Annotated in this window: 16 protein-coding genes; 8 read left to right on the top strand and 8 right to left on the bottom strand. The window is 61.8% G+C overall.

Annotated elements, in window-relative coordinates:
• The first annotated feature begins 396 nt into the window (after positions 1–396).
• Positions 397–840, top strand: a complete 444-nt coding sequence (locus G9U53_RS26045) for a hypothetical protein (RefSeq protein WP_165639312.1) — start codon at positions 397–399, stop codon at positions 838–840.
• A gap of 249 nt (positions 841–1,089) precedes the next feature.
• Positions 1,090–2,082, top strand: a complete 993-nt coding sequence (locus tag G9U53_RS26040) for a DUF732 domain-containing protein (protein ID WP_165639514.1) — start codon at positions 1,090–1,092, stop codon at positions 2,080–2,082.
• A gap of 579 nt (positions 2,083–2,661) precedes the next feature.
• Here G9U53_RS26040 and G9U53_RS26035 read toward each other — a convergent pair.
• A complete protein-coding gene (locus G9U53_RS26035) occupies positions 2,662–3,540 on the bottom strand; it encodes a DUF2510 domain-containing protein (RefSeq protein WP_165639513.1) in 879 nt (292 codons plus the stop codon).
• Positions 3,541–3,867: 327 nt separating this feature from the next.
• On the opposite strand from G9U53_RS26035, the gene G9U53_RS26030 reads away from it, so the two are divergent.
• From G9U53_RS26030 to G9U53_RS26020, 3 genes are all read left to right on the top strand, one after another.
• Positions 3,868–4,968, top strand: coding sequence for a hypothetical protein (locus G9U53_RS26030; protein WP_165639512.1), 1,101 nt, complete (start codon positions 3,868–3,870; stop codon positions 4,966–4,968).
• Entirely contained in the window at positions 4,965–6,206 is a 1,242-nt protein-coding gene (locus G9U53_RS26025) for a hypothetical protein (RefSeq protein WP_165639511.1), read from the top strand. The genes G9U53_RS26030 and G9U53_RS26025 overlap by 4 nt, the downstream gene beginning before the upstream one ends.
• Before the next feature lie 154 nt (positions 6,207–6,360).
• Complete coding sequence (locus G9U53_RS26020; RefSeq protein WP_165639510.1) at positions 6,361–8,442, top strand: TerD family protein; 2,082 nt, start codon at positions 6,361–6,363, stop codon at positions 8,440–8,442.
• 451 nt (positions 8,443–8,893) lie between these two features.
• On the opposite strand, the gene G9U53_RS26015 is transcribed toward G9U53_RS26020, so the two are convergent.
• Positions 8,894–9,400 carry a hypothetical protein gene (locus G9U53_RS26015; RefSeq protein WP_165639509.1) on the bottom strand — a complete coding sequence of 169 codons (507 nt, stop codon included), beginning with the start codon at positions 9,398–9,400 and terminating at the stop codon, positions 8,894–8,896.
• A gap of 559 nt (positions 9,401–9,959) precedes the next feature.
• On the opposite strand from G9U53_RS26015, the gene G9U53_RS26010 reads away from it, so the two are divergent.
• Positions 9,960–10,517: a hypothetical protein gene (locus tag G9U53_RS26010; RefSeq protein ID WP_165639508.1), complete on the top strand. Its 558-nt coding sequence runs from the start codon at positions 9,960–9,962 to the stop codon at positions 10,515–10,517.
• Positions 10,514–10,975 carry an Ltp family lipoprotein gene (locus tag G9U53_RS26005; RefSeq protein ID WP_165639507.1) on the top strand — a complete coding sequence of 154 codons (462 nt, stop codon included), beginning with the start codon at positions 10,514–10,516 and terminating at the stop codon, positions 10,973–10,975. The genes G9U53_RS26010 and G9U53_RS26005 overlap by 4 nt, the downstream gene beginning before the upstream one ends.
• A gap of 525 nt (positions 10,976–11,500) precedes the next feature.
• Here the strand turns inward: G9U53_RS26005 and G9U53_RS26000 are convergent.
• The 6 genes from G9U53_RS26000 to G9U53_RS25975 form a co-directional block, all read right to left on the bottom strand.
• Entirely contained in the window at positions 11,501–11,752 is a 252-nt protein-coding gene (locus G9U53_RS26000) for a hypothetical protein (RefSeq protein ID WP_165639506.1), read from the bottom strand.
• Between the two features lie 544 nt (positions 11,753–12,296).
• Positions 12,297–12,968 (bottom strand): hypothetical protein, encoded by a 672-nt coding sequence (locus tag G9U53_RS25995; protein WP_165639505.1) that lies wholly within the window; start codon positions 12,966–12,968, stop codon positions 12,297–12,299.
• A 108-nt stretch (positions 12,969–13,076) separates the two neighbouring features.
• Positions 13,077–14,306, bottom strand: a complete 1,230-nt coding sequence (locus G9U53_RS25990; RefSeq protein ID WP_165639504.1) for an insoluble domain protein — start codon at positions 14,304–14,306, stop codon at positions 13,077–13,079.
• Positions 14,307–14,381: 75 nt separating this feature from the next.
• Positions 14,382–15,716 carry a ParA family protein gene (locus tag G9U53_RS25985; protein WP_165639589.1) on the bottom strand — a complete coding sequence of 445 codons (1,335 nt, stop codon included), beginning with the start codon at positions 15,714–15,716 and terminating at the stop codon, positions 14,382–14,384.
• On the bottom strand, positions 15,716–16,072 hold the full coding sequence (locus G9U53_RS25980; RefSeq protein ID WP_165639503.1) for a hypothetical protein: 357 nt from the start codon (positions 16,070–16,072) through the stop codon (positions 15,716–15,718). Before G9U53_RS25980 ends, G9U53_RS25985 begins: the two co-directional genes overlap by 1 nt.
• Before the next feature lie 57 nt (positions 16,073–16,129).
• Positions 16,130–18,232 carry an FtsK/SpoIIIE domain-containing protein gene (locus G9U53_RS25975; RefSeq protein ID WP_165639502.1) on the bottom strand — a complete coding sequence of 701 codons (2,103 nt, stop codon included), beginning with the start codon at positions 18,230–18,232 and terminating at the stop codon, positions 16,130–16,132.
• Positions 18,233–19,501: 1,269 nt separating this feature from the next.
• Between G9U53_RS25975 and G9U53_RS25970 the strand changes: the two genes are divergently transcribed.
• Complete coding sequence (locus G9U53_RS25970) at positions 19,502–19,828, top strand: hypothetical protein (protein ID WP_165639501.1); 327 nt, start codon at positions 19,502–19,504, stop codon at positions 19,826–19,828.
• The last annotated feature ends 29 nt before the right edge of the window (positions 19,829–19,857 follow it).

The raw sequence follows: 19,857 nt of genomic DNA, 5'->3' as shown, positions 1-19,857 counted from the left end.
TAGTGTTGCCAACTGGGCCAAGCGACTACCCGCAACTCTGTGCCAGATAATCCAGCGCGTGTGCCTGATCGCAACACTCCTCGGTAATTACGTTCGACAGGAACGCGCTCACCACTGCTCTGGAGTAGCGAGGAACCATGTCCGCGAGGTCCTTCCGTGAGTAGGCATTGCGCCCAGCGTCGAGCAGGAAGTGACACGCGCACTGAAAGGAAATCGCATCCACGTTGTTACACAGTAGATTCCGAATACACGGCACCGTCAAATCACTGCAGGGAAGGTAAATATCAACCTCGACAAGATGTGACACCCTAACGCTTCCATACACTCACCGCCCTAGACGACCATCACCCAGCGCCCGAAAACCTGACACATACACAGCGTTTAACATCATCGGCTGTGAAACTCCTCCGTATTGCCTTCCCCATTGCAATTGCCGCCGCCGTCGCCCTGACTGGATGTAGCAGCGCCAAGGACACCTCCCAGGAGAAGGCCACCGCAACATCGGCCGCCTCCACGACGACCACACCCGCAGTCGCAGCCACATCGACAACATCCCCCGCTCCCGCGCCGGCACCCGCCGTCAACAATGAGCCGTCGGCGGCCAACAGCGCCGCATTCGTCACTGCGTTTCGCGCCCAGTTCCCCGAGTTCGCTCTAGGTCGCAAAGACAACCCGATCAAGAACCTACTCGAGAACACCTGCCAAGAGATCAGCACCAACAAAGAACCTCACATCATCGTCTCCAACGTCGGCAAGCGAGCGGCAAACCAGGGTGTTAATCCGACTGCCGAACAGTCGCAGGCAATCTACGACCTGGTGGCCAGCCACTGCTCGAACTGACAGCGCCCGGAGTCAACCCGGTGACATAGCTCGATCCAGCGCCCTGGACGTCAAACAATGTGGGGCGGGGACTTTTCGCTTCCTGCCCCACCACTGTGTGGCCATTCAGCGCGAAACCGATGCCGATCACCGACACAGAAGCGCCCCGTCTTCGATTGTCGCTGTAACGCCGCGCACCTCCGGAACAGATATGGGGTGCAGATCGATTGCTCGCTCCGCGCACTCTCACGACTCGAAGGTTGATCATCCATGCCGGTACTGGAAAACATCGTGGTCAACGGAAAGCCCGTACCGGGAGTTGTCATCTTTTCTTTTGCAAGCGCAGTTGAAAGAGGAGAAGGCCCTGCCTTGTTGGCAAAGGCGCTCGGCGTAGACACTCCATTCAAGACCTATACGGCGGTGTCTCCGAAAAACTCGGGCGGCGGTGAGCATTTCATCTTTCGTGTTCCCCTGGATTGGACCCCCGCTCGGACGACAATGTCGATCGGCGACTCTGAAGTCTCGATCGCAACTTCCAATGCAGGCGGCGACGTGTCGTTTCTGTCCAACCTGGGTACGACCGCTCATGGCCCCGGCCGCCCTGACTGGAACCTGAAGACAATCTCGGACACGCAACTTTTGACACCGTTACCACCAGCGTGGCTCAAGGCACTCTCGCCCAAGTATGTGGTTTCTGTTCCCGTCGGAAAAGCTGGCCCTGCCGGTAGCGGCCAGGGTCCAAAGACCCACAACAACAATCGATCTGCCAGTACGACTTGGAAGGTTGCCGCGTCAGTAATGGCCGTCGGAATCGTCGGAGCGTTCGCCCTGTACACGTTCCACGGAGATGACGAGAAGATAGCGAGCGTGTCATCGCCGATAACGACGCCCACGACTATCGCAGCGCCGACAACGACAACGACGGCTCCGCATGTCACCGCAATTGCAGGTGCGACGACAACGACGCAGAAGTCTTCCAGCAGTAGTGGAAGCGGTTCTGGCAGCAACGATGCAATGGATCTGGCCTTCATCCAAACCCTCGACGAATTCGGCGTTCCCTTCTCCAGTGCAAGGAACGCTATTTCCGTGGCGCACCAATCATGCAGCTCGATCAGGCAGACACCGAACAAGGCCCGTGCAGTCGAGGGCGTGGTTGATATCGCGATTACGTCCGGCGCGTACACCACGTCGGAGGCGTACGACTTCGTAGGACTGGCGATCCTGGCGTACTGCCCGGAGTTCTCTCAGTACGTTCAGAACTAGCTCCATACGATCGTCTGAGGAGCGCGATTGCCATCGAATGGCATTTGCTCAGTCACCTCGATCGGCGATCGTGTCGGCATTTCCGCCCAGGTGGTGTCGTCTGCGCAGTTGCCACCGACGGGCGTAGTGACGATGGAGCTGGTATCAGGCATTCCCTCGCGAAGGAGTTCGTCGAGACGGTATCCCACAGTGGTTGCGATACAATACTTTTCGTGTGAAGCATACGTTTCCTGCTCCCCACGCTCGGGCACCGGCACGCTCGACGACGCCCAGCTGCGATCGCTTTACCTCGTTTTACGGCGCCACGTGCTCTTCCACCCAACCTGATAACTGAGACGTCGACGCCAGATCCCGGAAGCACGGATACACACCGTTCACGACATGAGGTCCGCAGTTGATCCGGGATCTCGGTGGAGGCCCCGGATCGGCAGGAGCCGCGCAGTCGGACCCAAACGTAGGATCAGAGAGAGTGCCCTACCCGCTCATACGCCGTTACGGTAGGCGGATTCCCAGAGCCCCTCTGCGCGTCGAGCCCGCGTTGGATCCCCGACGCTACTGCGAAGTCCCGAACCGCCGAACTCACCGTTGACGATGGTCAGTCCAGACTGTTCCGTCCCACCACCGTTGCTGCCCACTGCCCTCCGGATCGAGGTACCAACCCGCCGGCGGACCTTGCGGTGCAGGAATCGGTGTCGGTGTAACGGCGACTTCGGCCACTGCTACAGCTGATCTCGCAATCGAATTGATGCGAGCCGCGAATCGTCGCCCGTCACCTTCATCGCTGGCAGGGAATTCCTCAACGAGAATGGTGCCGTCGGAGAATTCGATTGTCAGAAAGATCGAACTCTGGTCCTTCCGCGCTACTGCCCCGATCAACGCTCCGGCGCCACCACCCAAGATCGCACCACCCACCAATCTGGTCGCGGATACTCGCGAACGTGCGATCCCCGCGCTCTCAATCGACGCTTTGGCATCCTGTACGGGCCACGATTGTGAATTCTGGGTCAGGTAACCGTCACACAGGCTCAGACTCCGGAATCTATTCGCCTTGGCTTGCTCGGCGGCCGCGGTGCGGTTTTGAGTCCGCTCGAGCATTCCAGGTGTTGTTTCGTCAACTGTTCCAGCGGCGCCAAACCCGTCTACCGCAGACGCATTGAGCATCGCGACGCGGATAGCGTCGACGAATTTGTCGCCCGATTCACCCTTTTCGAGGTATCCGTTGACGTCTTCGATGACATCCGGGTGGTAGCCGGATCGTTCGCGCAGCAGGATCCGGACAGATCCACGTTTGGCGAATGTCTTCTTCACGTGCTCGACCGATTCGATCGCCCCGAGCGGGATAGTGCGTGGAGAAGCATCCTTCTTGTGCTTTTTGGCAGCAACACCTGAATGAATCAGAGTGACGGTTCCTGCGTGGACGTCGAGTATCGCCTCGCAGCTCAGACCTGTGTGCTTCATCGACTCCGATGTCCTCTGTTCATACTGATGGTGACACTGAGAATACCGGCTCGTACCGGTGCCATATCTGTGTGGATCCACTTGAAATCGTCGACAATCGACCCGCTAGTCGCGGATAGCGGTGTTTGGCGGCGAACTTTGACTTTGACCATAGAATCGTGGCGAGTATGAGATGACTTCCCCGTGCATGAGTTCGAAGTTTTGTCGAATACTTCAGACCGCTGGTTTACCGCGGTAAACGTCCCGATCGAAAAGTCTAGGTAGATTGTCGGTTTACTTCGGTACTGTGTGCCCAGTTCGTTTCCACTCGCGAAGAGGAAAATCTTGATGACCGATGTTTCCGCGGATCAGATTGCTCGAGAACTCCGCTTGAGCCCCGAGCAGATGCTGACCTTACGGGCCCTGCAAGCGCGGATGCTCCGCCACGACTGGGAACAGGAACGCAAAGGTGATGCGCGCAAAAAGAAGCAGGATCAACTTCAGCGTTTCGTTGCCGCAGGGATTGACGAGGTTCTTGCCTCTGATGCGCTAGCGGCGTCACTGGCGGAGGAATTGACCGCTTTCGCGCACGGTCATTTTCTCGACCAACTCAACGGTCTCACCACACTTGCACCCATACTCGCGGAGAAGGTAGGCACTCGGTCTGCGTCGGTGGTGATTCTTGCCGAGCTGATCACCTTCAGCCCCTGGTCCGATGGAACGACATGGTGCTCCGGGGTAAGGAAAACTGCACTCCACACTGCCGCACAAGATCTCACCGCTCTGCGTTCGACCGACCTCGACGCGATGAGCACAGAGTTCGAAAGTCTGATGAAAGCGTTGCGCCGCAAGTCGATCAAGTGGGGCAGGGTCGCAGCAGTCTCCGTCATCGGAGTCGGTGCCGGCGCTCTCACTGCCGGGTGGGCGGCTGCACCGATCGGTGCAGCCATCGGCGGCACGATGGGCCTGACCGGCGCTGCCGCGGTCTCGGCAGGGTTGGCGATGCTCGGCGGCGGCTCGCTCGCGGCCGGCGGATTCGGCGTCGCAGGCGGGACACTCCTGCTTACCGGTGTCGGCGGTTTGGCCGGCGCCGGTGTCGCCGCTGCCGGGGTGCGCTACAGCCCGTTGGGTTCGCAGGCGATCGCGAGTGAGGCCGTCAAACTCGACCTCGTCGCTCGCATGGTCCTCGCCGATGCACCGGACCGGGACGAGAAGATGCGGCGCGTCGTGGAAAGCCTGCAGGAGCGACTCAACGACGTGACCAACCGCATCGGACTGCTGGTCGAGACGATCAACACTCTCAAGCAGGAAAAGGCAGCCACCACCGCCGAGAACACCGAACTGCGCGCACGGGTGAGGGACCTCGAAGCCGAACTGACCGAAACCAAACAGGCGCAAACGACCTTGGAGTTGGTTCGTGAGCGTCTGCCCGAGAAGATCGACGCATGAGCGACGATATCGAGCGCAATCTCGACACCCAGTCACGTCGACTCGACGACATCGAAAACCTCATCCGGGCAACCCTCGACGATCAACAACCGGCGGTATCGCTCGAACATGGTCCCCGCCACCAAACCTATGACGAACTCACGACATTCAACGACGACCTTCGCGCGCAACGTGAGTGGACCGACGTCGATCTCGACGCAGCACTGACCGAGGAGCAACGTCAGGCATTCGAGTCGTGGCAGCAGAAGCATCGCCTCACCTGGTCCACCTCCGACCTCGTGGCTGTCGGGGCTGTCGGTGTCGTCGGGATGATGTGCACCTGGTTCGACACCTCGATCGACAGCTCCATCCGAGATCGACTCACACTCCTCAAGTCCTCCGGCATCGTCAGTAGGTGGGAGAAAGCCGGCAAACGACTCCCGATCGATTACATGGGGCCAGGTTTCGGGGGACGCGCACATCGCGTCAAAAGCGCCGGCCATGATCTCGCGCGGCCGATCGAGGCGATCAAACAGATCATGGCAGGTGAATTCAGCGGCACCGCATGGCATACCGGCGTCGCCACCCCGGTCATCGTCCCAGACAAGTTCCAGGACGTCGATTCCGCGTCAGAGGCGGCTCTACGGTTAGCTCAGCATCTCCTCGCGGACGTGATCACCCCGATGAGTCTTCCGATTCCCGGTATGTCCTTCCTCTACGAGAGCGACAATAAAGCGCTACGCGATTTCGCACTCCACGCCTACAACGGTCTCAGCGCAGGCAACGGATGGAACGTACGAAACGGGATCGCGTTACCCGCAATGACCGTCCTGGTCACAGAAATCTTGATACGCACCTACGTGCACCTCGACCTCTACCAGCAGACCGGCACCGCCCGCTTGGAACTTCCACACAAGCGCCGACGAAACGAATTACTCCTGGCAGCGCACAGCCTCGTATCAGCTATTTCGCTGGGAAAGATCGCAGCCCAAATCACCGCCCACTGTATCGCGGGAAACTATGTCCGCGCCGTGCATCCCTCGCACATCCGGCACGCGAACATTCCCGCACTCCTACGCGCAGGCGCACTCGCCGGAACCGTCGTCAACGACGCCTACCGAGCCTCCCAGATCCCTTCCGCCCGTTCATGGAGCGACTTGGTCACCGATACCGCCCAGCCCTGGCAATTGGACCTGGTAGAAAGCATCGAAAACTTTGCTTGTTCAGAAGTCACTACCGCGCTGGATCTTCTCGACTAACCTCACGAACTGGCTACACAGCCTCCAATACCAGGCTCACATTTTTGATGTCAGCGAACCTCTCGAACACTTGGCGCCAAACGAAGCAGAAAATCTTCAGCAGTTTCCGGACTGCGTCATCGTCGTCATCACCGTTTGTTACCGAAGGGGCTTCATGCACGACCAATACCTGATCAAGGGCCAGAACATCAGCCTTCCTGACGACATAGAACAGGTCGAGGTCCTGATCATGTGGGAAGACTCGACATCCGGAATCGATGCCGCAGCGCTGCTTCTCGGCGCCGACAAGAAAGTCGGCTCCGACGAAGACTTCGTGTTCTACAACCAACAGGAATCCACCGATGGTTCCGTTCGCTACCTCGGACGCCGCGAAACCGAATCCGGACCACACGAACGCCTCCTCGTGCACCTTTCCTCCGTTCCCGCAGGCGTCGAGGTGATCGTCCTGGCCGCCAGTGTCGACACCGGATCATTCGGGGACCTCGGCAAACTCACCCTCCACGTGCTCGACGGATCCGGTTCCCCCATCGCCGAATACGTCACCGCCGATGCGAGCACAGAAACGGCGTTCGTCTTCGGCGAGCTCTACCGCCGCAACGGGCTCTGGAAACTACGGGCGATCGGTCAAGGCTGGTCATCAGGACTGGCCGGGTTGGCAGAAGACTTCGGTGTCGATGTCGGCGACGTCGCCGCTCCCGACGAGACCATCACTGCGGCAATAGAAATAGTCGACCCCACAGCGCCGCAGCTCCCCGCAGTTCCGCCCGTCGTCGTCGAAGCAACCACCGCCGACGAGCCTGCAGCCCACGAACACACCCCACCCGATGCTTCGGCGACTTCGGCCGCACCAGCTGCACCCGCGTCGAAGCCGGCGCGTCCGCGCGGGGTAAGTACCGCCAAACCTGCGCCAAGGAAAGCGCCACTTCCCGTTTTCGCGCTCGCGGAAGCCGACACGTGGCAACCAGCACGCTTGTTCTCCGTCATCGGAGTCGGATCCGGCGAAGAACAAGAACGCCGCACCACCTCGGCACTGATCTCGACCATGCAAGCTGTTCCGCTGTTCGCCCGGGCCATCACCTCCAGAGTGGGCGCCCCCGCCGGATCGTTCGAGGGATACCTCGAAGTCCCCTACACCAAAGGCGAATCGAGAGTAGTCCCCGACGCGGTATGGAAGGTTGCACGCGGCACCCGACTGTGGACCGGACTCCTCGAAGTGAAAACCGGGGCTGGCAAACACACCCGCGAACAACTCGAGAACTATCTGGACATCGCGAAGAGGAACAAGTACGACGTGGTGATCAGTTTGTCCAACGATCTGCCCTCCGGGGCCGGGGAACTGCCGGTCGAGGTGGACAAACGCAAACTCACCAAAGTCGCGCTGCGCCATTTGTCCTGGGCTGAAGTCATTCACGAAGCGCGCATGACACTCTCGCACGGCCGAATCGACAACCCCCTCCAAGCCTGGATCCTGCACGAATTCCTCCGATACATCGAACACCCCAAATCCGGGGCATCGGAATTCGTCGACATGGGCCGGCACTGGGTATCGATCCGCGACGCAATCAGCGCCGGAACACTGCGATCTGGTGACCCGAAAGCCGCCTCGATCGCGGACTCCTGGATCGCACTCGCCCGCAACCTCGCGCTACGGTTCACCGCCGAGTTAGGGGTGAGCGTCAAACACGTTCTGCCGCGCCGCGCCGTCAACGACGCTAGCTATCGCACTGAACTCACCGTCGAGGAACTGGCGAACGACGGAACATTCACCGCGGTACTACGAATCCCGGACGCCGCAGGACAACTCAAAATCATCGCGGACATGCGCACCAACAAAATCACCTGCAGCACCCAAGTCACCGCCCCCGACGAAGGCACCGCCGGCAAACGCGTGACATGGATGCTGCGTCAACTCAAAAACGCCCCCGCAGATCTGCTGATCGAAGCCACCTTCACCGCGCCTGCCTCCTCCACCTGCGAACCACACACCGCGGTCCGTGTGACACCACGCATCCTCTGCGACAACCAGACCGGGCAACTCCACTCCTTCACCCTGATGCGTACCTTCGCCCTCGGCGGCAAACGAGCCGGCACCGCAGCCAGTTTCATCGGCAGCGTCACCCACTCCGCGGAAACCTTCTATGCCGACGTGATCCAACCGGTACGCGAATGGGTTCCCGCCGCACCCAAAGCATCCGAACTCGGACGCGACGAACACACCGACGACGAAGAAGCGTGAGAGCACGCCGCCCTGAGGGAGCTGGCCGAGCGAACGACAGAGCTCGCCAAACCGACCCGATGCACAGCACCGATCACCAGCACCGCACATCGTTGCGGGAATGACGACGGCTATCACAAGATCGACGCTTCTGGGCCTGATAGGCAGTCTCCACCACGACGGACACGCAACGATGGGCTGTGAGCGCCTTCCACTCCGGCGGCGTAGTCGATCGAGATTGCGATGTAGCCACGTGAGCACTCTCCCCTGGAGCGATGCCGGAAAACGCACGGCTGCTGCACTCTTCGACAGTCGTTCACAGCTGATCAGGAGAGAGGCGGAGCGACCGAACGAACTCCTGGCGCAGACCGGCGTACCGTACCGGAATGCGCAGCGCGCCGCGGTCGAGCTCCCCAAGCAGGGGCACTGGGTGCACCGACCGCGGTGTGCCAGTGGAGATTACGGGTCTCAGTCAGCTTCCGAAGTTCACGCCCGTCTCTGGAATAGTTGCATCTGTGCTGGGGATTGTCACAACCCATGATGCTTGTTGCACTGTGTAGACGGTGTAGGGGAACACGGTGAGGTAGGGCTCGATTCCTGGATAATCCGATATCCACATGCTCGTAGCTTCGCCACTACTGGTGCACGTTGCCAGAACCACGTATGAGCCGTCGGGGATGTCCGTCACGACCTGAGCGGTTGTCCCGGCCGGGATCTCGCCAGTGGTTCCAATCGTTTGACCCGCTCGCAGCGTGTCCTCGACCGGCGGCAGCACTCCTCCGGGCGCATTGCCGAGCAGTGTCCCGCAGTGCAGGGGCACTCCCGAATTGTTGGTGATCGTATTGGTCACCGTCGACCCCGATGCGGTGTACGCGAAGCTGACGTCCGCGGCAGTGGAAGCTGATGCCAGCGCGGGCGCGGCCATAGCCAGAGGAAGAGTTGCAGCACCGACGAGCGCCGCGCGTGTGATCGATCGCATTGAATCTCCTTAACGTTCACGATGAATCGTCATCACCGATCTTGACACTAAAACAGACCGACCACGCCGATTTCGGCAGATGTCGGTTTCTTTGTTAACAATCTGACCATCAGCAAGCACGCGGAGGTCATGCAAGATTCCAGGCGGATGTCGGGCGAGCATCCCCGATACCTGATCTCGTCGAAACCCCACATGGGGCAGGGAGGATCCAGGCCAAGACCGCACCGGAACAACACCAGCGGCGACTCCACCAGGCCAAAATAGATCAGTTCCACAACTCGCAGATCGCGCCAAGTGTCGAGTCGATTCTCGCCAATATCGGCGACGCAGTCGCCGAGGACATGATCAAGGAGCGCTAGGGTTCCGAGTTAGTCCTGCGTTCGCGGACACCGCGCCCATTGTCCTGACAGACACCGCCGGAACCAATCTCACGGGCCCGCACTACCACCGGGACGCCGGCCCCCTGCTACGGCGCCACATCCCGTAGTGGTGGAATTTCCACAGCAAACTTCGGACCAATCGGTATGTCCGTTCCGAGCAACCTGATAGTAATTACGACATGAAACGGACATTCGCCGCTGCAGCGGTTGTATCTGTCGCACTGATCATCGGCGGATGCTCCACTAAATCCACATCTGCGGAAATCACCGCAGAAGCAGCAACGAAAGCCTGCCTAGACCAGGCCGACAAACTCGCTGCAACATTCACCCAAACCACCATCACCGCACCCAACACCGAAGCAACCGACAACGGATATCGCATCACGGCCAGAGTCGAAAATTCCACCTCAGACGGCACAACAGTCAAGCGGGACTTCACCTGCCTCGCTTACCTCGGTGACAACGGCATCGAAACCCGAGAGGTCGACTGGACACCGACAGCCGGCCAAACAACTACACGAGCAACAACAGCACCGCAGACACTTCGCGAACAGTACGACACACGCATGGCAACAGGGAAGATCCAGAACCCTCCCGGCGCCTTCGACGAAGACACCAAATTCTGTGAAACGCTGCGCACCAGCAACGACCCGGTACGCATACTCGCCGAGGCAATCACCCGCCCCCAGAATCTCGACACCCCACCGCACACCGGATCAGCCGCATCAAAGAAATGATTCCGATCCTGTGCGCCGACCAAACCGCTACGATTCAGCGCGCCACCGAAGAATTCAACCTCTACCCCGGTGCCCAACCCGTCACCCCGACAACCAAACCCGTCGCTGCGGCAACCCCTACATTCGCGGCTCCGAAGACCACCGCACCGGCAAAGACCGAGCCAGGAATAACCGCTGGACAAAGGAACGCGATCCGAGCAGCGAAGGACTATCTCGCCTACACCGCCTTTTCGCGCCAAGGGCTGATCGAACAGCTTGAGTTCGAGAGCTACTCGGCCGAGGACGCCACGTTCGCAGTCGACTACGTAGCACCCGACTGGAACATACAAGCAGCGAAGGCTGCACAGGACTACCTCAACTACACCGCGTTCTCACGCCAAGGGCTGATCGACCAGCTGATGTTCGAGGGCTACACCAGCGCCCAAGCGCAGTACGGCGTCGAACAAACCGGCCTGTAGCGGCCTCACAACGCCAACATGCTGCAAAGTGAGAAACATTCAAGAATCCTCGATCCTTGATTTGAGTACACCGTCGAAGGCTGGCATCCCACGGGCGGTCGGATACCGGATTCGAATGCTCGATCAGCCGGTCTTCTATAGATCCTCCACGGACCGACACCGACGCGCCAATCCGATCAACTTGTCGCAGTTCAGCATTCGACAGCGTGTACCTCGCACACCTGATCTGATAGAGAAAGGGAATCAATGCCCGCGGCCCGACCAAATCTCTCAGAAGGTCTAAACCGTCATCCGCTCGTCCAGCAGTTCCTCTCCGGCCACGAAGACGCGCCTAGGCGTCTCAGCAGCAGAGCAGCGACGTACGAGAAACGGATCCACCAACTGCTCTCAGGTGGCACTCGGGTAGAGCCGGAGGAAGCTGCGCACCTATTGGGGATCCTGAATCAGGGGTCGATCAACGATAAGTTCAGCCAGGGCATCCACGAGAGCTCGCGCACGGTCCACTACATGACGCGAGGCGGTTTACTAGTACTCATCAACTCCTTCGACTGACTGATCACTATCAAACTCTTCCTCGTCCTCTGCGGGCTCGCGTGAAAGCGGCTCCGGTCTCCACAATTGTTTCCTGAAGGTGTCGGCCGTGGCATCAAGGGATGCCCACACGTCGCGGACCGCAAACGGGATACGTGGATTCGTATCCCGAAGTTCCTTCGGTATTTCGAGATAGCTAAGCGCCACTGCGAGAACACTTCCCACCTTCTCCTTGGCTCGCGTCATTTGCTGACTCGGTGTCGATCCCGGGTCTTCCTGGTCGTCGGGAGGAAATGGAACTTGTGTACCCGCGACGTCCCGGACCATATCGAAATCGCGAGCAATTCCATCGGCATCACGAGTGGCCAGACAGACGGTCGCTGACGGGAAAGTGGCCCCCTCGGCCGTGGACGGTGCTCAATGCCCTCTCGGCTGGCGTCGACCCCGAACGATACGAAATGGACCCGGTGCTGGCGGGTGCCGTCGTGTTGGTCTGGAGGCTGTCACATCCGCCGGTCTTTGAGCCCGTGAAGCGTCATTTGCTGGCGCACGGGTGACGCGAAGATCCGGACAGCTGATTGCGCTGCGCGATGGCATCGGTGTGTGCGTCTGTGATCTAGTCGAGTTCGACGATGAGCTGTTTATCGGCGACGGTCAGGGACGAGCGGATCTCACGCAGGATGACGCGGGAGGGTTGCGGGACATGCAATTTGGCGGGCGATGAGGAATCTCCCACGATCAGTATCTCGTGTTCACGAATTCTATTCGGTACCTGCGGAGCTGGTGTCGCTCAGCTGATGATGTCGACGAACCATCGGCCGTCGAGTTCTTTGGTGGTGATGGTCTGTGGGAACTGTGCGGGCGGCTGACCGGGACGCATTTCGGCCAGCGCGACGGAGTAGATCCCGTTCGTGATCGGTGTGATGTGCGCGCAGTGGGTGGTTCCTGTTGGGACGGTGTTGATTCCGGCTTGGATCTTCTCCGCCGATGGCAGGGAGGTGTCTGTGGTGGTGAGCGCCCGGACGGCCGCTCCGGAGCGGGTGACGTAGTAGGCGTACTCGAATGCTGCAATGACACCGGGGCCGTTTTTCTGGTCGCCGGCGTCATTTCGGCACGCGGTCGGATCGGTTTCTGCGGCCGGTTCGGCGGCGAGGGCGGCGGGACTGGTGTCAAGAGTCGGTGCCGGTTCCGAGGTGCTTGCCGCCTGGGGGATTCTTTCCGGTGTGCTCTCGTCGTCGCTGGAAAGGAGCCGCAGGGCGAACCAGCCGAGCAGCGCGACGACCACTATCAGGGGAGCGACGTAGCGCAGGCGGATTGAGCGAGAGCCCTTCTCACGCGGTGATGTCGGCGACTTGGGCGCGTTGACATCTGTGGGCGCTTTGGTGGCCGCGGGAGGGCTGGTGGGTAGGGAGGTGCCACCGAGTAGGTCGATTACTGCGGGGTGCCTTGTGGTGTTCTTCATCGCTGATGTCCTTCCGTCGCTCGATGAGCCTGGTTCTGCCGCGGTCGAGGAAGGTTCAGGGCGGATGGCACTGTGCCATCCGCCCTGAACGACTCTGACCGTGCGGGTTTACGCCGGAACGCCCGCTCCGACTGCATCGCTGATCAGCGAGGATGCAAGTCCGGGGGTGGCGTTGGTGAAGAAGTCCGTGAGTGCGGTGTCGACCTGTTCGATGATCTGCTTGCCTCCGGGCTGGGCCGCGACGAAGTCGCGGGCCTGCTGATCGATCGCCGGTGCAGCGGCGACGGTGTCGCGGATGGTGGTGGCCACGGCCTGTCCGATCGGACCCGAGGTGCTCCATTCTTCGAGCGTGTTCTGCGTCTGGGTGGTCACGGCGGGCTGATCGATGTCGGGGACGTAGTCGCTGACATCGACCGGCTCTCCCAATTCACCTGCGCCGTACGCTGTTGCGGCGGCGGCTCCTGCGATGCCGCCTGCGGCTGCGCCGATCGCCGCTGCGGGAACGCCGAGTACCGCTGCACCGATACTTGCTCCGGTGGCTGTGCCCACCACACCGGCGGACACGCCGCCGAGCGGAGTGAGAACGGGGCTGAACAATCCGAGGGCGGACGTTCCGCCGATCGTTCCGCCGATCAACGCGCCCACTGTTGCTGCGGGCACGCCGACGGCGGCGGCTCCGGCCAGGGCTCCACCTGCCCCACCCGCGAGCTGCGCGGCGGCAATGCGGCTCGCACGATCGACCGGGACACCGATTGAGGCATAGAACGTCGAGACCTGGCTCTCGATGACCGCGCTCGTTCCGTTGGTGCGGGCGAGATCTTGATCGGAGACCCAGTTCGGCTGATCGAAGACCCAGTCACCGATGCGGCCCTTTTCCCTAGGCGCGATGATCGGTGCGACGATCTCGACCGGGCCGGGGACGTGGATCTGGCCGTAATCGACCGGGGCAACGCTGTAGTCCGCCGGTGCGCTATAGGTGCCGGAATCGTAGTCCCAGTTCGGCAAAGGCTGCTGCGGAACATTCTGGTACTGCACTGGGGGCGCGACCCAGTAGATCGGCTCGGTCTGGACCGGCGCAGACGCGGGCGGCGGGGTGGCTTCAGTGGTCACCCCGCTCTGTCCCCCGCCGTCGGTGATGCCTGCTTGTCCTCCTCCGTCGGTAATGCCGGCCTGCCCAGGCGCTGCGATTGCCGATGGTGCGAGCGTGATTCCGGCGGCCACTGCTGCGGCCACGACGGCGGCGATGATGCTTTGGCGGGCGAGGGTGTGGCTGCGGTGTCGGCCGTGTTGGTGTGCGCGGCGGGTTTCTAGGTTGGCGGCGGCGGTATCGATGCTCATGTGGTGCCTTTCATTCAGGAGGGTGCGGATGGGTGCCGGCGGGAGGTATGGTGCGCGGCGCTGGCTAACAAGGGGTCAGTCGGCGGCGTGGGCGATGAGATCGATGACAGCCGAGGCAACAACGGTCAAGGATTCGGTGGTGCTGCGCCGGAGCTTCGAGGGCACGATGCGCTCACCGGACGCGAAGAGTGGTTCGAACGGCATCCGACAGACCGAATGGACTCCAGCGTCGAGAAAGGCGTCGACAACGTCGATCTCGACCATCGGTGTGTCCCCGGGTCCGTCGGTGATGACGACGATGGTGCGAGCCATCATCGCCGGGCCTGCGGTGACTGCGAGGTCGAGGAGCATGCGGTGCGCGGCTGCGGCCGCATCGCGTCGAAGTGGGACCGGTACGAGGAGGACGTCCGCGTGGCTGGTTGCCCAGTGCCAGCTGCCGGCGAGGCGGTTGTTGCCGGTGTCGGCGATGAGGATCTCGCGGTGCTGGGACAAGATCTGTGCCGCCGCGTGGGCGTCGTCGTAGCCGAGGCTGGATCCGTGGGCGCCGTTGTTGCCGGCGACGATGTCGTCCCCGCCTGGTTGGCGGGTGAGGTGCTGCGAGAGCGCCGAGCGTCGGATACTGCCGGGCTCGGCTAGCTCGGCGGCGATCAGTGAGCGCACGTCGTGTCCGTCGCGGGGTGGGATGCTGACGCGGTCGGCGAGGCTGCCGCCGACGTCGGCGACGTCGACGCAGACCGTGGTGGCGGCTCCGCGGTATTCGGCGATGATCGCGTTCAGCCCTACAGCGAGTGGGGTTTTGCCGACGCCTCCTTTCGGGTTGGCGATGGTCACGATCGAGAACCCCGGGAGTGGGCCGGTGATGGATGCGATGGCCGTGCGGTGGCGCATTTCGGCGGACTCGGGTTTCGGAGCGATCCGTAGGTTGAGGAGGGTGTTGAGTCGGCCGCGTAGTCCGGCGCGGGCGGGTTCGTGGAAGCCTGCCGCGATCTCGGGTGCTGCGAGCAATGATGTCGAGGTCGGTGTGCGCACCGCACGGGCTGGCCGGGCATGGGTGTCTACTCCCCTGGGTGGCGGTGAGTCACCGAGGGGTGTCACCGCCATCGTGACCGGTTCGTCGACATGATGATCCGGCTGCGTCTGTGGTGTGTCGGCGGGCGCGGGGATGGGTCCGGTGGGCAGCGATTGCGCCACCTTCCCGTCCGGGGCGACGGTGAGTTGGCGGGAGCGGCCCGCTTCCTGCACGGTGACCTCGACGGGTGAGCCTGCGTCGGCGGAGTGCTGTCGGCTGAACTGTGCGATCACCGCGTGGATCGACTGCCCGTTTTCGGCGGACAGTTCCACTTTCTCGTCCCCTGCCCCGCTCACGAGTGCGGTTCGCTCGGAGGTGATTTCGATGGCAAGGGTCGACATCACGCGGTGGTTCCGGTGAAGGCTCCGACGCCGGAGAGTTCGGTGTCCATTTCGAGGACGATGGTGTCGGCCTTGTCGAGGGCTTCCAGGGCGTCGTCGCGGGCTTTGCCGTCGGGGAGTACTTCGATGATTTGGCGGCGGGTGGCGACGGCTTTCTTGATTTCGTCGAGTCGCGGAGCGGTCAGTTCCTGGTCTTCGCTGAGTTTCGGTAGCCATGTGGGGATGGCGTTTTTGAGGACGCGGCGGAGTTCGGTGATGACGGGGTCGCCGCCGCCTTTGGGCGCTGAGAAGGGGTTGCGCAGCACGGTGATGTCGTCGGCGGTGGGGGTGATCGATTGGGAGATGCGGCGGCTCATGGGCGGACCTTTCGGGTGAGGGTTGTGCAGGTGTGTCAGCGAAGTCGAGTCGCGGGGTCAGGTCGCGGGTGCGGTGGTGTCGGGTTCGGGGAGGAGGACGACTTCGTGGGGTCCGTAGGTGATGTGGTTCTTGACCCGTCCGGTGCCGTGGAAGGTCAGGGTGGTTTCGGTGACGGCGCCGCTGTCTTTGTCGCGGATGACGGTGACCGCTGCGACGGTGGCCGGGTGTTCGTTGCCGTGTCCGTCGTCGACGAGGACGGTCATTCCTTCGGTGACCGCGGAGGCGGGTATCGCGTCGGCGAAGTCGTCCCCCGGGTCCGCAGTAGGCGTGTTGTCGTGGTGGCCGAGCACGGTGGGCTCGGGAGCTCGGCCGTAGGCGCGGGCCACTGTGGCGACAGAGCGCTCGGATTCGATGAAGTGGCGCAGTTCGGTCGAGTAGAACGCGATGTGCGGTTCCTGCTGGGGCCGCAGCCCGTCGATGATCTTCTTCTCCGAGGTCGAGAGCTGGTTCCATTTATTGGGGTGCGGGTCGACGTTCGGTGTCCACCACATCTGCGCATCGACGGGCACCCCGTCGTTGCCGAGGGCGACTCCGCGGCCGGGGACGGAGGTGTCGATCTCGCGGCCGATCTGCGAGTCGCCCCACAGCATCATCGCGCCGTCCTGCGAGAGGTTGCCGAGGGAGATGCGGGTGCCGAAGTTGTCGCGCGCGTTGCCCGAGGCGCCGCCGAAGAGGGACGCGTCGGGTCGTTGCACACCGAGCAGGAGCCGGATGCCGGCAGAGCGTGCGAGGACGGCGAGATCTGCCCACGCCCCGAGTGGGTCGAGTTCTTTGAGGAGTTCGCGGGTTTCGTCGTCGCCGGTTTTGGCGAGGCGCTGCCATTTGCCGGAGAGGATGAAGAACTCGTCGAGGACGGCGATCAGGAGAGGAAGTTGGGACGGCTCGATCTTCTTCACGTGGACGTAGTGGTTGCGGGCCATCATTTCGGTGTGCAGGGCACGCACGAGCATCGCGGAGCGGACGGCGTCGTAGACGATGGCGGCGCACCCGGGGTAGCCCTCGAGTCCGTCGAGTTCGATCATTTTCGGGTCGACGCCCAGGAACGGGATTCCTCGTCGCGATGCTTCGGTGAGCAGGGTGCGGATCACTGATGTCTTGCCGCCGCCGGTGGGTCCGACGATCAGGCAGTGAGGTTTGTTCGACTTGGTGGAGATGTCCCAGAACATGTTCACCTCCGATGCTGCGGTCGCGTAGGGCAGGTGGCGCAGGTTCTCGTCGACGAGTTCGAGAGGGTGGTCGACGCGGGTGGGTAGTGGGGCGCGCAGGCTCATCAGGAGGTAGCCCTCGGAGGGAAACCAGTCGGTGGCCCAGGTGCGGCCGGATTCGTGATCGCCGGCGAGGGCGGCGAGGGCTTCGTCGACCTTCTTCTGAAATCCGCGTGCTCCGCTGGAGAGGGTGGGTGTGAAGGTGATCTTGAAGGCGGTTTCGACGTCGCCGTCGAGCGCGGCGACGCTCACGGCAGGCTCTTTCAGCGGTCCGTCTTTGAGGGAGTTCGCCAAAGCCTTGTGCCGCGGTGATCGGAGGTCAGGCTGAGTCAGCGTGCGGGTGATGCGGATTCGGTCGCGGTGGGCCTCGTGGACGACGGCGTAGGTCCATGTGCCGGTGCGCCTGCTCGCGGAAGCCCGTACTGCGGTGGTGAATTCGTCTAGCTCTTTCGGACGGATGACGGCGCCGCGCGCAAGGGTGATGGCGGCGCTGCGCAGGGTGGTGATGCCGGGCGGGTATCCGATGGTGATTTTGACCGGTGTGTGGCGGGTGCTTTGCCGGATTTGGGCGTCGAGTCCGGCGCGGTGACGATGGGTGAGGAACCGTGCGATATCGCAGGCGAGCAGGCAGACAGTGAGAGCGGCGAGCGGCCAGCGATACTCGTGGACTGCGGAGACTGCGCGATCGAGCTGAGGGGTCGAGAACTGTTCGGCGAGTTCGAGGAGCTGCGGCGCGAGAAACGCGAGTGTTGTTGTGAGGACGGTAAAAGGCGCCCACGCCCTGTACGGACGGATGGACGACTCCCCCGCACCGCTTGTTCGCGCGTGGGATTTGTCGGATCCGAAGAGGTCGACGAGAAAGTCTTTGAGGGGGTCCTGCTGGCTTCTGCTCACCGTCTACTCCTTTCGCTCGAATCCAGTCCTACGGCGGTCGTCGCCGGGGTGTGTGGGATGCACTGTCACAGAGCTCGGGAAGCAATCTCAACCCGCCTGTGGATAACTTGTTTCGCGGGTGCATGGCTGGAGCGCGCGTCACATGTCCCGAGAGGTGATCCCGGGACGCGATAGACACCCACCGCCTCTACCCGCGGCGGGTTCTGGTTGTGACGCTGCGCATTACCGATCGCAGGACCCGCGACGGCATCGCCGCTACACCGCGTGGGGACTTGTTCAACCACCTACGCCACGGGCCCGACGACGATGTACATCTCGGGCGGTTTGTGTCTACCTGCGCCACTGTTCGCGAACCCCTTTCAAGCCCTCGAACGACTCGCTTCGTGAGGTACAGAACCCAGTGCGCGAACACCTGAGAACGGTGTGGACCACACCGCGACAGGCGCCGCGCGAGAATGATCCGGCGATACTCCGCACAGAACCCTGACCAGCAGTTGATTGAAATATGTTGGCGCGAAGCAATTTTGACAAGTACACTCCCCCTAGGCCCGAAGGGCCGGGGGAGTGACCCCGGAGGGGAAGAGTGAATCGAGCTCCTGAATTCCACCTCTGTCCGCAACCTCTCCGCACTCTCGATGCAGGACTGTTCGAGCATGGGGTGCGCAGCCTGCCACGCGTGCGTACTGAACACGCTATGCATGCAGAGCATGCACACCACGCAGGCGGTGGAGACAAACTGTTCTTCGAACTTCAGATCATGGCCACGCCGCGGGTGCCTCGAGCAAGCTCCAGCAGGGGTCACCCGCACAGCTGGCGGACACGTTCCGAAAATGGTTCTGCGCCAGATTGTTCAGGCGAACGAAGCCCACGAAGCACAGCGAGGGAGACACGTGTCGATCTCCAGGGTCTGCGGCAGGACCGTCGACAATACCCGTTCGCATCTCTCTGCCACTCCGCTGAAGGAACCCTCCCGGCGGCGTGTGAGGAAGACTTCCGCGGACACCCGCAGCGAAGACCATGCCGTGGCCGCACTCCCCCTGCATTCGAGTTAGTTCCCGCGATCGCCGAGAGATCCCCGACGGATGAACCGCGACACCTGAACACACACCCCCACGCGACGACACGCGGCAGCGCTGATCGACAGACGCGCCAACCGCGGAGCCGAAAAGTTATGCACAGGTCGCATTGAAATTCCTGCCTCCACTCTTCTATGTTTCCGCGCAACCACATTCGTGGGGTCTGGTTACACCACTGTGTTGGAGAGTGCTCATGTTTTCTCTTGCTTCCACCGTGATCGACGTGTCGATCCCGCCGACGCATCCACCGCTCGCCGCAGACGCGGTGACCCTCGCGCAGTCGACGGACGTAAATACCGGTGGTCTGCGCGCGTGGATCAAGGACAACATCGTCTTCACCATCCTCATCGCCCTCGCGTGTGTGGTACTCGTCGGCGGGCTCAAGGGCAATTTGTCGCGGGTCTTCACCGTCGGCGGACTCGGGTTGTTCGGGCTTGCCTACCTCGGTATCGCGACATCGGAATCGGCGGCCACGGGGATCGGCAATTGGCTTCTCGGGCTCGTCGGTATCTCGACCTGACCGCTGATGCCTGCGCAGAGAACATTCGA

It is taken from the genome of Rhodococcus sp. D-46 (assembly GCF_011290655.1).
Classification (GTDB): domain Bacteria; phylum Actinomycetota; class Actinomycetes; order Mycobacteriales; family Mycobacteriaceae; genus Rhodococcus_F; species Rhodococcus_F qingshengii.
Note: the sequence above shows the minus strand (reverse complement) of the source record. Positions and strands in the feature narration are given on the sequence as shown.